We start from the raw sequence: 12,818 nt of genomic DNA, 5'->3' as shown, positions 1-12,818 counted from the left end.
CAGTTCCGCACAACCCGTCACCGACCCGACACGGCGAGGTTTAGCGTCCTGCACCAGGTGACCGGCTCCCCACCGCCGCCCGGGCCAGGGGCGGCAGTCGGACACCACCGCCGAGAAAGGTCCGGCGGCGGCCTGCTCCCCCTGTGCCGGCCGCCGCCGGACGCGTCACCCGCCCCCGGGCGGTCGTACGTCCGCTCCCCCCAGGCGCTCGTGCACCCGCCGCTCCCGCGGGGCGGGCGTACGCGGGGCGCGGCGGTCGTACGAAAGGACGTGCAGTCCACGTGGCAGCTCACCGAAAGCCCCGTCGGCGGCCGGCCGGCGGTATCGGCAGTGTCGGCGGCAGTACGGCCCGCACGGCATGGACGATCGCGCTCGCGGGCGCGGCGACGGCGACGGGTTTCGAGGGGACCGGACACGCCGAGCCGCAGCTCACACCGGCGCAGGTGAAGGCGAAGGTGGACAGGCTGTACCAGGAGGCGGAGGTCGCCACCGAGAAGTACAACGGGGCGAAGGAGAAGGCGGAGGCGGCCGAGCAGCACGTCAGGGCGCTCCAGGACGAGGCCGCGCGCAAGACCGACAAGCTCAACTCGGCGCGGGACGCCCTCGGTTCGATGGCCGCGGCACACTACCGCGACGGCGGCCTCGACCCGGCCCTGCGGCTCGCGCTCTCCGAGGACCCCGACCGCTATCTCGACGGCGCCGAGTTCGCCGAACGCGCCGGCAACCGCCAGTCGGCGTCGGTGTCGAGCGTCCGCAGGCAACTGCGCGAGATCGAGCAACTGCGCGGCGCCGCGCACATCGAACTGACCTCGCTGAAGTCCCGCCAGGCCGAGCTGAAACGCCACAAGAAGACGATCACCGGCAAGCTGGACACCGCCCGCACCTTGCTGGCGCGGCTGACCGCCGAGGAGCGGGCCGAGTTCCAGCAGGGCGGCACGGACCGCGCCGCCCGCTCCTCGACAGGCGCCCGCGACGCCCTGCCCGGCACCGTCCGGGCTCCCAACTCCCGTGCGGCGGAGGCCATTTCCTATGCCTACGCCAAACTCGGCAGCCCCTACGTCTGGGGCGCGACCGGCCCGGACGCCTTCGACTGCTCCGGCCTCACCCAGGCCGCCTACCGCGCGGCCGGCATCTCCCTGCCGCGCACGACCTACTCGCAGATCGACGCCGGCCGCCGTGTCTCCCGCTCCGAACTGCTCCCCGGTGACCTGGTGTTCTTCTACTCCAGCATCAGCCACGTGGGCCTGTACATCGGCAACGGCCGGATGATCCACGCCCCGAACCCCTCGGCGCCGGTCCGGGTGGCCCCGCTGGACGAGATGCCGTTCGCGGGGGCGACGCGGGTGGTGTGAGCTGGCAGCACACCGGCCTCGCGCCCCGCTGCGGGCCACGGCTCACACCAGGCGCCGCGCCGTGGCCCACCGCGTCAGCTCGTGCCGGTTGGACAACTGGAGCTTGCGCAGCACCGCCGAGACATGGGACTCGACCGTCTTCACGGAGATGAAGAGCTGCTTGGCGATCTCCTTGTAGGCATACCCCCGCGCGATCAGCCGCAGCACCTCCCGCTCGCGCTGGGTGAGCCGGTCCAGGTCCTCGTCGACCGGCGGCGCGTCCGTCGACGCGAAGGCGTCCAGGACGAACCCGGCGAGGCGCGGCGAGAACACCGCGTCGCCGTCCTGGACCCGGAAGATGGAGTCCACCAGGTCCGTGCCGGTGATCGTCTTCGTCACGTATCCGCGCGCACCGCCCCGGATCACCCCGATGACGTCCTCCGCGGCGTCCGAGACGGACAGCGCGAGGAAGCGCACGGGCTGCTCGGCGTCGGCCATCAACGGGGCGCAGCGACGCAGGACTTCGACGCCGCCGCCACCCGGGAGGTGCACATCGAGGAGGACCACCTCGGGCCGGGTGGCGGTGATGACCGTGACCGCCTGGTCGACGTCCGCGGCCTCGCCGACGACCTCGACGCCGGTCTGGTCGGTGCGGCCGATCTCGGCCTGGACTCCCGTACGGAACATGCGGTGGTCGTCGACGAGGACCACGCGCACATGCCGCTGGCCCGCGCTCCCGCCGGTCGGCTCCACCGGCTCGTTCGCCTCGGTCGGCTCGCTCATGACGTCTTCTCCGCCCTCTCCATCTCCAGCTCGACCTCCGTGCCACCGTCGGGCACCGCCCGCAGCCGGGCCGTACCGCCGTTGCGCTCCATGCGGCCGATGATCGATTCTCTGACGCCCATGCGGTCGGCGGGTATCGAGTCGAGGTCGAAGCCCGGACCGCGGTCCCGGACGGACACGAAGACGGTCTTCCCCTCCACCTCGGCGTAGACCTGCACGGCGCCGCCCTCGCCACCGTACTTGGCGGCGTTCACCATCGCCTCGCGCGCGGCCTGCATCTGTGCGCCGATTCTCTCGTCGAGCGGGCAGTCGCCGACGACCACGACCTCTATGGGGACGCCGTGCTTGTCCTCCACCTCGGCGGCGTTACGCCGCACGGCGTCGGCCAGGTTCGCCGGCTCGTCCGCCTCGTCCTTGCCGGTGCCCTCGGGCTTGTAGAGCCAGGTGCGCAGGTCGCGCTCCTGGGCGCGGGCGAGGCGGCGCACCTCGTTCGCGTTCTCCGCGTTGCGCTGGATCAGGGTCAGGGTGTGCAGCACCGAGTCATGGACGTGCGCGGCGACCTCGGCGCGCTCCTGGGCGCGGATGCGCATCAGGCGTTCCTCGGAGAGGTCCTGCGTCATCCGGACCAGGTACGGCCCCGCGAGGAGCGTTATGCCGACGAGAACCGCGAGGGCCGCCTGCAGGACGGAGCCGAGGTGGGCGGCGGAGCCCTGGAGGACGAAGATGCCGGAGACGCCCGCCGTGACCAGCACGACGCCGCCCGCGGCCCGCAGCAGGGTGAGGGTGCGCCGATGCCGGCCGACCTCCATCCAGCGGGCCCGGCGGGCGTTGTCCGCCTGGCGCCAGACCAGGGCGACGCCGGCGCCGACCAGTACGGCGGGCAGCAGATAGGCCTTGGCGCCGTTGCCCAGGTCCACGCTGCCGACGAAGACCATCGCCACGGCCACCATCAGCAGCAGCGCGACGATCTGTCCCTTGTCCGGCTTGCGGGCGACGAGTCTGCGGCGGCCGTCGGCCGCGGTCTCGGTGGCGAAGGGGGAAGGCCGCTGCGCGTCGACACCGCCGACGCCGAGCGGCACGAAGAACCAGAACGCGGCATACAGCAGCGCACCGAGGCCGTCCGCCATGAACAGGCCGACGAAGACGAGCCGCACCCAGACGACGGGCAGGCCGAGATGCCCGGCCAGCCCCCGCGCCACGCCCCCGAGCCAGCGTCCGTCACTGCTGCGGTAGAGCTTGCGCGGCGGCCGCGGTTCGGCGAGTGGCGGTGCTGCGGCTTCCGGCATGCCATCGATGTTCACACGCCCGGCCCAGCGGGGCATCAGGGTCGACCCCCTAGACTCCCCTGATCTTCACAGCCGCCCGCCTCGAACGCTTCCCCCGTCCCCGCCTCAGGGCGGATATCAGGGTCCGACCAGGGTCATTCCCACTCCCGCCGGGCCGACCCGCCCGTCACCATGGACACATGACTGATCACCAGCACGCCGCGGACTCCGTGCCCGGGCCGGACGCCGTGCCCCCCGCGGGCGCGGAAGCAGAGGCGTCCCCGGAGGCGGGCCCGCTCGCCCCGCCGCACAGGTTCCGGCGCGACCGGCGGCACAAGATGCTGGCCGGCGTGTGCGCCGGGCTCGGGCGGCAGTGCGACATGGACCCGGTGATCTTCCGGATCACCCTCGCCGTGCTCTCCGCGACCGGCGGCATCGGCCTCATCTTCTACGGCTTCGCCTGGCTCTTCGTCCCGTACGAGGACGAGGACAAGAACGAGGTGCGCAAGCTGCTGACCGGCCGCGTCGACGGCCAGGCGCTGACGGCCGTGCTGTTCGCGCTGGTCGGCTGCGGGGTGTTCCTGACCATGCTGAGCAACGGCGGGGTGCTGGCCTTCGCCGTGGTCCTCTCGCTCCTCCTCGCCGGCGCCGGCTACTGGTCACGGCACCGCGGCACCCCCGACCCCGACCCCCTCGCCGCCCAGGCCGTCGCCGACGCCCCGCCGGAGGCCCAGGCCCCGCCGGTCCCCGCCGCCTACCCCTCCTGGTGGCGCGACCCCATCGTCAAGGACGGCACGCACGAGGGCGGCACCGGCTATCTCTGGGGCCCCCGTGACTCCCGTGAGCGGGACATCGCGGCGGCGGTCAACATCGGCCTGGGCGCCACATGGACCAGCCGTAAGGACATAGGGGCCCGACGCCCGCCCCAGCCCAAGCCTCGCGGCCCCCGCTGGATCGGCGGCTGGGTGTTCCTGCTGGCCATCCTCGCGGGCGCCCTGGGCACGGGCGGGACCTGGGAGGACCACTCACTCAGCGCCAGCCTCCAGACCGGCCTGGCCTGCGCGCTGCTGGTCATAGGCCTGGGCATGGCGATCAGCGCGTTCCTGGGCCGCACCGGAGCGGGCTCGGTCTTCCTGGCCGTCATCACCGCGGGCCTACTGGCGGCCGCGGCCGCCCTGCCCAACGACATAGGCACCCGGTGGATCGAACGGGACTGGCGCCCGGCTGCGGTGGCGGACGTACAGAACCAGTACGACCTGGGGACCGGGGTCGGCACTCTGGACCTGACCGGGCTGGAGTTCACCCAGGGCCAGACGGTGACGACAAGAGCCGACGTGGGCGTCGGCCATCTCAAGGTGATCGTCCCCAAGGACGCGACCGTGAAAGTGAGCATCGACGTGGGCGTGGGAGACATCCAGTTGCCGGGCGACGACGAGCAGGACGTCGACGTGGCACCGGGCAAGCACAAGGAACTGACCCTGCCCCCGCCCACGGGCACCAAGAGCGCGGGCACCCTGGACCTCGACCTGAGCGTCGGCGTCGGACAGGCGGAGGTGAGCCGTGCTGCGTCATGAGTTCCAGCCCGGAAGGCTGGTCGCCGGCGCGTTCCTGACCGTAGCGGGCATCACCTACATCGGGGACGCGAACGACGCCTGGGAGACACCGTGGTTCGCGGTGATCCCCCTGGTCCTCGGCGGCCTGTTCCTGGCAGGCGTGACAGCACTCCTGACCCGGGCGATACGAAAGCGCCGCAGGCACCCGACCGAGGGCTAGCGGTACCCGCCGAACCGCTGCCGTCGCCGACCCCGCAGCGCCGCATCCAGCGACAGCATGGGGGCACCCGCGAGCACGAGCGGCAGCCAGGCCATCAGATAGGCGAGGTCATTGCCGTAGTAGTACGGATCGGAGGCCCAGCTCACCGTCAACCACAGACTCAGCGAGATGAGTGCCCCACCGAGCGCCGCCAGACGGGCGAACAGGCCGATGAGGGTGCCGATGCCGACGGCCAGTTCACCGAAGGCGATGGCGTAGCCGAAGGCGACCGGGTTGTCCAGGGCCATGTCCACCAGGGCCGGGATGGCCGACGAGTCCCGAACGGCCCGCATCATGTCACCGATCGAGCCCGCCCCGGAGTCCTTCATGAAGGCGCTGTCGGTGAGTTTGTCCAGACCGGCGTAGATGAAGGTGACGCCGAGGAAGACGCGGAGCGGGAGCAGTGCGTAACGGGTAGCGGAATCCCGCCAGTTCCGGTCGCCGTCAAGGTAAGGGGTGTGCGTGTCCGTATGCATACCGTGAGTCATCGCCCGTAGCCGCCTCTCGCCCGCCGTGCCGTGACCCCTCAAAAAACGATACGTACGCAGTGGCCGCGCCGCTCAACCCTGCGCGACCGGTTTCCTACCCACCGAAGCGGAGCCCACGCGGCCGTCAGAAAAGCGGAGCCGTACGGACGGGGCCGCCCCACGCACGGAAAGCCGCGTACGGCGGGAAGGGGACGTGGCGGGGGGTGTCCGCCCGCAGTGGCCGGCGTCAAGAAACGCTCAGCACCCTGCCCAACCCCAACCGCCGGTCCGAGGACGGTCACCCCCCGCCACGGCCCCGGCCCACAACACACCCGCAGGCGCTACGCGCACCCCACCCCACCCGCAGCGGCGCCGCAGGCATCAACGCGAACCCCCACCAGCCGGAGGCAACCGTCAATCGGTCACATCGATCAGGTACCGATTGGTCTCCACCCCCACCGCGGTGACCACCTGCACCCCCACCCGCCCCGGCTCCACATCCGCCGGCACCGGCACCGTCAGCACCGCATCCGTCGGATTGCTGAACCCCCCGGCCACCGGCACCAACGGCACATGCACATGCACCGCCCCGATCCGCACCACCATCCGCGACAACCGGTCCGCCCCCTGCGCCCCGGGCGGCACAAACCCGGCCCCCCGGATCTCGATGTCGTCCCCCGTCCGGATCGGCGCGTCCAGATCGCCGGCCTCGCGCGCCCGCACCACCGACAGAATCACCGGCCGACCCCCCTCCGCATACTTCCCGGCCAGATACGTCGCCGCCGACACCAGCACCACCACCGCCAGCCCCCACGGCAGATCCGGCAACTGATCCGGCCGCCGCGCCAACCGCACCGCCGCGAACAGCAACGCGACCCCGCCGATGACGACGTACTGGATGTCCGCGAACGTCCCCCGCCCCGCGTCATCCGTCAGCAGATCCGCCGCCCGGGGCCGATGCGCCCGCACCTTCTGCAGCCGCTGCCCGAGCACCCGCATCCCGACGACCCGCCGCACCAGCACCGCGATCGCGCACACCACGGCCAGCACGGTCACCACACCCGCACCCCGCCGGAGCTCGAGCCCGGCGATCAACGCATCGCGCTCCGCGTGCCCGGACGCCGCCGCCAGCCGCCCCACGAGCACCAACACCGCGTACGCCACGAACAGCACCCACGCCCCGGCCACCGCCCGCGACGTGGACAGCCGGTTGTCCTCACCGATGACCGGCGCCAGCGCCCCGCCCCGCGCCCGATGGAACCACGACGCCGCCGTGAGCACCCCGGCCGTCACGACCGCCGCCAGCAGCCCGGCCGTACGCGCGGCCGTCCACCCCGCGCCGATCGCCGTGAGCGCCTGCACCAGCAGCAGCGCCACGACCAGTCCCCAGACCGTGCACGCCGTACGCCACCACAGCCGCGCGAGCCACGCCTCCCCCTCGGCCCGCCCCCGCTCGGCGACGACTTCCGCCGACTGCGTCAGCTCCTCGGAGACCCACTGCCGGGAGGCCGACGCCGAGTGCGCCACCGCCGCCGGCAGCCCCTGCCCGGCCGCGAACTCGTCCCGCTTCAGCAGAAATTCGGCGACGGCCCGCCGATGCCCCGCACGCGCCCCGTGCGGACAGTCCCCGCAGGTGCAGCCGCCTCCATGCGCGCCCAGCACCGCGCCGCCCTGCCCAGCCTCCTGCACCGCCACGCCCGACGCCCGCCTTCCTCAGACCTCTCACCCTCGGGGCACCGCACCCCTCAGGCCGACCGACCCACCGACCCACCGACCCACCGACCAAGCGCCCAGATCACCAAATGACCTCATGACCCCATGGACTCATGGACTCATGGCCTTATAACCCACAGCCCGCCCCCCGGCAGCCGGATCTCACATACCGATCACCACGGCTTTCGGCCACCACCCGCACCACGCACACCGCCGCGCACAACTCCCCTGCGTCGACAGCGAATTGTGCCGTAGGCCACCCGCGCCGCATCCGCCAGGTCCGCCCGGCGCGGGTGATGACCGCACCCTTGTGTTGACCCGGCTGCGAGAATTTCCCTATGGCCGAGATCATCCAGCGCGACGGGACCTGGGCCTTCGACGGCACAACGGTCCGGATCACGCCGGGACTCCACCGCTCCGTGCCACTGTTCCGGCAGACGTACGGGGAGATCGCCGTACCCCTCGAGGCCGTCGCGAGCATCGTGTTCGAGCCCGAACGCAAGCACGGCCGGCTGCGCATCCGGCTGCGCGAGGGCGCCGACCCGCTGCTCCAGGCGACCGGCGGCAGACTGCCCGACGCGGCGGATCCGTACCGGCTGGCGGTGGACATCGACCGTGCGGGGGTCGCCGAGTACGTCGCCGAGGAGATCCGCCAGGCCCTGCTGCTGGACCAGATTCCCAAGGAGGCGACCAAAGCGTATCTGCTCCCCGGCCCGCCGGTCCCGGTCTCCGTCCGCTCCTCCGACGGCATGGTCTCCTTCGACGGCACCCAGGTGCGCATCGACTGGTCCGACACCTCCGACCGCGTGAAACGGGCGACCGGCCCGCGCATCATCGACATCAGCGACCTCGTCCAGATCGAGTGGCTGCCCAACTCCGGCTACGAGGACGGCTTCCTGCGCTTCGTGACCCGGGAGACGGTGTTCTCGAAACTGCCGCCGGAGAAGGACCCGTACGCCCTGGACCTGTGGGGCAGCGCCCGCCGCGACCTGCTCACGGCCCTGGTCGCCACCGCGGTCACCGCCCGGCTGCCGCACCCGTCCACCCGCACCGGCCTCGACTCCGCCGACCGTCCCCGGCTGGCGGCTTCCGTCCCGCCCGCGGCCGACCACCACGACGTGCTCCTGCGCAGGCTGCGCGAGTTGGGCGAGCTGCACCGCGACGGCGTCCTCACGGACGAGGAGTTCGCGAGAACGAAGGCGGTGGTCCTACGGGGCTTTTGACCAGAAGTCGCCGAACTGCCACCGGCCCTCTCAGCTCAGCAGGTCCGGCTCGCTCCGGCTGACGTCCTGCCACAGCGGCTGATAGTTGATCCACGCCACCAGGTCCCCGCCCAACTGCTCCCGCGTGGCCACCGCCTGCCGATGCTCGATCAGCACCGGCCGCCCCGCCGCCCTGGCGGTGAGCTGCACCTGGCAGGACCGTTCCATGGACAGGAACCACCAGGCCGCCGCGTCCACCGAGTCGCCGACGGTCAGCAGCCCGTGGTTGCGCAGCACGAGCGCCTTGTGGGAGCCGAGCGCGCCCGCGATCCGGCGGCCTTCCACGCCGTCGACGACGACCCCCGAGTAGGCGTCGTAGAGCGTGTGGTCCTCGTAGAAGGCGCAGCTCTCCTGGGTGATCGGCTCAAGAAGCTCGCCGAGCGCCGCGAGCGCGCGCCCGTGCACCGAGTGGCAGTGGGCGACCGCGACGACGTCGGGGCGGGCGGCGTGGACCTGGGAGTGCACGGTGAACGCCGCCTGGTTGACGTGGTAGCGGCCGTCGATCACCTGCCCCTCGGAGTTGGCGAGGACCAGATCGCTGACGGTGACGTGCTTGAACGGCATCCCGAACGGGTTGACCCAGAAGCAGTCGCTGAACTCCGGATCGCGCGCGGTGATGTGCCCGGAGACCCCGTCCTCGAACCCGAGCCGCCCGAAGATCCGCAGCGCGCCCGCGAGCCGCTCCTTGCGATGCCGGCGCTCGTCCTCGACCGACTCGTGCATCGGCGGCATCGCGAACCGCAGTTGGTCGGTCGGCAGCGGCGAGGGCGGTGTGGGCCCGAGGGGCGTCCCGTGCATGTGTCCTCCAGCACTGGGTTGCTTACGGGGCGGAAGTTACCGTCGGTCAGCGCAGGAGAACAGAGATGTTCCGTAAAGATTCGATGCCCGTGCTGCCCGTGCTCCCCGAAACCGGACAGCAGATGTCGGATATGAGCGCCACACTCGCCGTATGACAGCGAACTGGGCAACTTTCACCGAGGCGGAACCGGAGCTCGCGAAGACCGCAGAGCACCGCTTCGGCGCCTTCACGCACCACGTCCTGGCCACCCTCCGCAAGGACGGCTCCCCGCGCACCACCGGCCTGGAGGTCCGCTTCCTCAACGGCGAGCTGTGGCTCGGCATGATGCCGAACTCCCTCAAGGCCCTCGACCTGCGCCGCGACCCGCGCTTCGCGCTCCAGGCGAACCCCGGCGAGGGGCAGTCGATGGGCGGCGGTGACGTACGGATCTGCGGCCGGGCGATCGAGGTGGAGGACCCGGCGCAGAAGGCCGCGTACGGCGAAGAGGTGGAACCGCCGGAGCCGTTCCACCTCTTCCGTACCGAGCTCACGGAGGTCGTGCGGACCTACATCGAGGACGACAAGTACCTCGTCGTCCAGATCTGGCAGCCCGGCGAGCCCTTGCGCACGATCAGGCGCACCTAGGGCCCGTGAAGCCCATGGGGCTCACTCCCACTCGATCGTCCCCGGCGGCTTCGACGTCACGTCGAGAACGACGCGGTTCACGTCCCGCACCTCGTTGGTGATCCGCGTCGAGATCTTCGCCAGGACGTCGTACGGCAGCCGCGACCAGTCGGCGGTCATCGCGTCCTCGCTCGACACCGGCCGCAGGACGATCGGGTGGCCGTACGTCCGTCCGTCACCCTGCACGCCCACGCTGCGGACGTCCGCGAGCAGGACCACGGGGCACTGCCAGATGTCCCGGTCGAGGCCGGCCGCGGTCAGCTCCTCGCGGGCGATGGCGTCGGCCTCGCGGAGCAGGTCGAGCCGCTCCTTCGTCACGTCGCCGACGATCCGGATGCCCAGGCCCGGGCCCGGGAACGGCTGGCGCTGGACGATCTCGTCCGGCAGGCCGAGCTCCTGGCCGACCATCCGGACCTCGTCCTTGAACAGCTTGCGCAGCGGCTCGACGAGCTTGAACTCGAGGTCCTCGGGCAGGCCGCCGACATTGTGGTGGGACTTGATGTTGGCGGTGCCGGTGCCGCCACCGGACTCGACCACGTCGGGGTACAGGGTGCCCTGGACGAGGAACTCCACCGCCGGGCCCTGGTCCGCGATGATCTCGGCCTGGGCCTGCTCGAAGACCCGGATGAACTCGCGGCCGATGATCTTCCGCTTCTCCTCGGGGTCCGAGACACCCTTCAAAGCGGTCAGGAACCGCTCCTCGGCGTCCACGACCTTGAGCTGGACGCCGGTCGCGGCCACGAAGTCCTTCTCGACCTGCTCGGTCTCGCCCTTGCGCATCAGGCCGTGGTCGACGTACACGCAGGTGAGCTGGGAGCCGATGGCCTTCTGGACCAGGGCCGCCGCCACGGCGGAGTCGACGCCGCCGGACAGGCCGCAGATGGCGCGCCGGTCGCCGACCTGCTCGCGGATCGCGGCGACCTGCTCCTCGATGACATTGCCGGTGGTCCAGTCCGGCTTCAGGCCCGCGCCCCGGTACAGGAAGTGCTCCAGCACCTGCTGGCCGTGCGTGGAGTGCATGACCTCGGGGTGGTACTGGACGCCGTAGAGCTTCTGCTCGTCGTTCTCGAACGCGGCGACCGGGACGACGTCCGTGGAGGCCGTGACCGTGAAGCCCTCGGGGGCGGCGGAGCAGGCGTCGCCGTGCGACATCCACACGTGCTGCTCGGCCGGGGTGCCCTCGAAGAGGGTGGAGGACGACTTCGAGACGTGCAGGTCGGTGCGGCCGTACTCGCGGGCGCCGGTGTTGTCGACCGTGCCGCCCAGGCTCTGCGCCATGAGCTGGAAGCCGTAGCACATGCCGAAGACGGGGACGCCGGCCTCGAACAGCGCGCGGTCGATACGGGGGGCGCCCTCCTCGTACACGGACGAGGGGCCGCCGGAGAGGATGATCGCCGCCGGGTTCTTGGCGAGCATCTCCTGGACCGGCATGGTGCTCGGCACGATCTCGCTGTAGACCCGGGCCTCGCGGACGCGACGGGCGATGAGCTGGGCGTACTGCGCGCCGAAGTCGACGACCAGGACGGTGTCGGTGGCGGCGGGGTTCGCTGATGACACGGGTTGCCTTCCGGCGGTGAGCGAGGTGTGTGTGGGGCCGAGTCTACCGGGATCCGCGGGGCCCCTTCCTGGCCAAGCCCCGTCTCAGCCTGTCTCAGGATGCGAACCGGCTTGGACACCTCCGCGGGGCCCGGCATACTGGCCCCATGCTCACGCACCCGACCTTCCTCTTTACCTATGGCACCCGGCCCGCCGGCTGCCATGGTCGTGCTGCTTGAGCAACTGACAAGCGACTTCCCAGGCGCCCCGGGCCGACAAGGTCCGGGGCGCCTGACGTTTCCGGGCCCTGTCGCTCCGGGGCGGCCCCTGCAGAACACAGAACACCCCTGCAGAACGCAGAGCAGACAAGGAGCCCCCATGACCACCATCGACGTGACCGGCGCCCGCACCCCCGAGGCCGCCGACGTGATCACCGGTGCCCGTGAACGCATCGACGCCCTGGACGACCGGATCATCGGTCTGATCCAGGAGCGTATGGCCGTCTCGGCCGTCATCCAGGAGGCGCGGATCACCTCCGGCGGCCGGCGGGTGAACCTCTCCCGTGAGATGGAGGTCCTCAGCCACTACAGCGAGGCGCTGGGCAAGCCGGGCACGTCCCTGGCCATGACGCTGCTCGAACTGTGCCGGGGTCGCATCTGAGTTCGGTGCCCCTCTCACCCGTACGGAGCGTGACGCGTCCTGCATCGCTTCGTTGGAACCGGTGTCCGTGCCAGCCAGGGGCGGGCCCGAGAGAACCACGCGTGGCTCGCTGGAGCGATGAGGCGGACGGTTCACACCGTGCGCCGTGGGACCTCGCTCCAGAAGAGTGACCGGACGGCAGGGGACAGCAGCCCGGTCACCCAAGAGAGGTCGGCTCCGGGGACGCCCGGGGCCGACCGGCGGAAAGGGCGAGAAGGTAAGAAGGAGTACAAGGCCCGTTCGAAAGGTTGCGGAGGCCGGTTCCTTCCAGCACGATGCGTAGCAAAGCTCCGGTCCCACCGCCCCCAGTCCCACAGCCCCATCCCGCATTGCCCCCGGCCCGGTCGTGCCTCCCCGCACTGCCAGAGGTCGAGACCACCGATGGACCATGAACAGCGGCGCAACCCCCCGGCGCCGCTTCCCCAGGCACCGACGCTGCCCTGACGTCGGTGCTGACGATAGAAGGGCCCCGCGGCTCCGCCCTGCGG

The 12,818-nt window shown here is 71.4% G+C and carries 12 protein-coding genes; 6 read left to right on the top strand and 6 right to left on the bottom strand.

The annotated features are described in order from the left end of the window. Positions 1–281 precede the first annotated feature (281 nt). Positions 282–1,352, top strand: a complete 1,071-nt coding sequence (locus tag ACP4J3_RS08140) for an NlpC/P60 family protein (protein WP_426531892.1) — start codon at positions 282–284, stop codon at positions 1,350–1,352. Positions 1,353–1,394: 42 nt separating this feature from the next. Here the strand turns inward: ACP4J3_RS08140 and ACP4J3_RS08135 are convergent, their stop codons facing one another. Continuing rightward, complete coding sequence (locus ACP4J3_RS08135) at positions 1,395–2,114, bottom strand: LuxR C-terminal-related transcriptional regulator (RefSeq protein WP_426531890.1); 720 nt, start codon at positions 2,112–2,114, stop codon at positions 1,395–1,397. Continuing rightward, the gene (locus ACP4J3_RS08130; RefSeq protein WP_426531888.1) at positions 2,111–3,436 is read right to left on the bottom strand and encodes a PspC domain-containing protein; all 1,326 of its coding nucleotides are present in this window, start codon (positions 3,434–3,436) and stop codon (positions 2,111–2,113) included. Before ACP4J3_RS08130 ends, ACP4J3_RS08135 begins: the two co-directional genes overlap by 4 nt. A gap of 143 nt (positions 3,437–3,579) precedes the next feature. Between ACP4J3_RS08130 and ACP4J3_RS08125 the strand changes: the two genes are divergently transcribed. Together ACP4J3_RS08125 and ACP4J3_RS08120 are read left to right on the top strand one after the other, a co-directional pair. After that, positions 3,580–4,953 (top strand): PspC domain-containing protein, encoded by a 1,374-nt coding sequence (locus ACP4J3_RS08125; protein ID WP_426531886.1) that lies wholly within the window; start codon positions 3,580–3,582, stop codon positions 4,951–4,953. Beyond that, on the top strand, positions 4,940–5,152 hold the full coding sequence (locus ACP4J3_RS08120) for a hypothetical protein (RefSeq protein WP_426531884.1): 213 nt from the start codon (positions 4,940–4,942) through the stop codon (positions 5,150–5,152). Before ACP4J3_RS08125 ends, ACP4J3_RS08120 begins: the two co-directional genes overlap by 14 nt. On the opposite strand, the gene ACP4J3_RS08115 is transcribed toward ACP4J3_RS08120, so the two are convergent. Next, a complete protein-coding gene (locus tag ACP4J3_RS08115; protein WP_426531882.1) occupies positions 5,149–5,679 on the bottom strand; it encodes a DoxX family protein in 531 nt (176 codons plus the stop codon). The two genes, ACP4J3_RS08120 and ACP4J3_RS08115, sit on opposite strands and share 4 nt — an antisense overlap. A 393-nt stretch (positions 5,680–6,072) precedes the next feature. Further along, complete coding sequence (locus tag ACP4J3_RS08110; RefSeq protein ID WP_426531880.1) at positions 6,073–7,353, bottom strand: hypothetical protein; 1,281 nt, start codon at positions 7,351–7,353, stop codon at positions 6,073–6,075. A 356-nt stretch (positions 7,354–7,709) separates the two neighbouring features. On the opposite strand from ACP4J3_RS08110, the gene ACP4J3_RS08105 reads away from it, so the two are divergent. Then, positions 7,710–8,594: a DUF4429 domain-containing protein gene (locus ACP4J3_RS08105; protein WP_426531878.1), complete on the top strand. Its 885-nt coding sequence runs from the start codon at positions 7,710–7,712 to the stop codon at positions 8,592–8,594. 30 nt (positions 8,595–8,624) lie between these two features. Here the strand turns inward: ACP4J3_RS08105 and ACP4J3_RS08100 are convergent, their stop codons facing one another. Continuing rightward, on the bottom strand, positions 8,625–9,431 hold the full coding sequence (locus tag ACP4J3_RS08100; RefSeq protein WP_426531876.1) for a class II aldolase/adducin family protein: 807 nt from the start codon (positions 9,429–9,431) through the stop codon (positions 8,625–8,627). Between the two features lie 151 nt (positions 9,432–9,582). Here ACP4J3_RS08100 and ACP4J3_RS08095 point away from each other — a divergent pair, with 151 nt between their 5' ends. Next, positions 9,583–10,056, top strand: coding sequence for a pyridoxamine 5'-phosphate oxidase family protein (locus tag ACP4J3_RS08095; RefSeq protein WP_426531874.1), 474 nt, complete (start codon positions 9,583–9,585; stop codon positions 10,054–10,056). Between the two features lie 21 nt (positions 10,057–10,077). Here ACP4J3_RS08095 and guaA read toward each other — a convergent pair whose 3' ends face one another. Further along, on the bottom strand, positions 10,078–11,652 hold the full coding sequence (guaA, locus tag ACP4J3_RS08090; RefSeq protein WP_426531872.1) for a glutamine-hydrolyzing GMP synthase: 1,575 nt from the start codon (positions 11,650–11,652) through the stop codon (positions 10,078–10,080). A gap of 357 nt (positions 11,653–12,009) precedes the next feature. Between guaA and ACP4J3_RS08085 the strand changes: the two genes are divergently transcribed. Continuing rightward, positions 12,010–12,291, top strand: a complete 282-nt coding sequence (locus tag ACP4J3_RS08085; protein WP_426531870.1) for a chorismate mutase — start codon at positions 12,010–12,012, stop codon at positions 12,289–12,291. Positions 12,292–12,818: the final 527 nt, after the last annotated feature.

This window comes from Streptomyces sp. UG1, from assembly GCF_049974585.1.
Classification (GTDB): domain Bacteria; phylum Actinomycetota; class Actinomycetes; order Streptomycetales; family Streptomycetaceae; genus Streptomyces.
This window is presented reverse-complemented; position numbering and strand designations above follow the sequence as displayed.

Bases quoted from the DNA above. Each gene is read 5' to 3' on its own strand.
- ACP4J3_RS08135 (WP_426531890.1), bottom strand. From the start codon at position 2,114: ATGAGCGAGCCGACCGAGGCGAACGAGCCGGTGGAGCCGACCGGCGGG.
- ACP4J3_RS08130 (WP_426531888.1), bottom strand. From the start codon at position 3,436: ATGCCCCGCTGGGCCGGGCGTGTGAACATCGATGGCATGCCGGAAGCC.
- ACP4J3_RS08125 (WP_426531886.1), top strand. From the start codon at position 3,580: ATGACTGATCACCAGCACGCCGCGGACTCCGTGCCCGGGCCGGACGCC.
- ACP4J3_RS08115 (WP_426531882.1), bottom strand. From the start codon at position 5,679: ATGACTCACGGTATGCATACGGACACGCACACCCCTTACCTTGACGGC.
- ACP4J3_RS08105 (WP_426531878.1), top strand. From the start codon at position 7,710: ATGGCCGAGATCATCCAGCGCGACGGGACCTGGGCCTTCGACGGCACA.
- ACP4J3_RS08100 (WP_426531876.1), bottom strand. From the start codon at position 9,431: ATGCACGGGACGCCCCTCGGGCCCACACCGCCCTCGCCGCTGCCGACC.
- ACP4J3_RS08095 (WP_426531874.1), top strand. From the start codon at position 9,583: ATGACAGCGAACTGGGCAACTTTCACCGAGGCGGAACCGGAGCTCGCG.
- ACP4J3_RS08085 (WP_426531870.1), top strand. From the start codon at position 12,010: ATGACCACCATCGACGTGACCGGCGCCCGCACCCCCGAGGCCGCCGAC.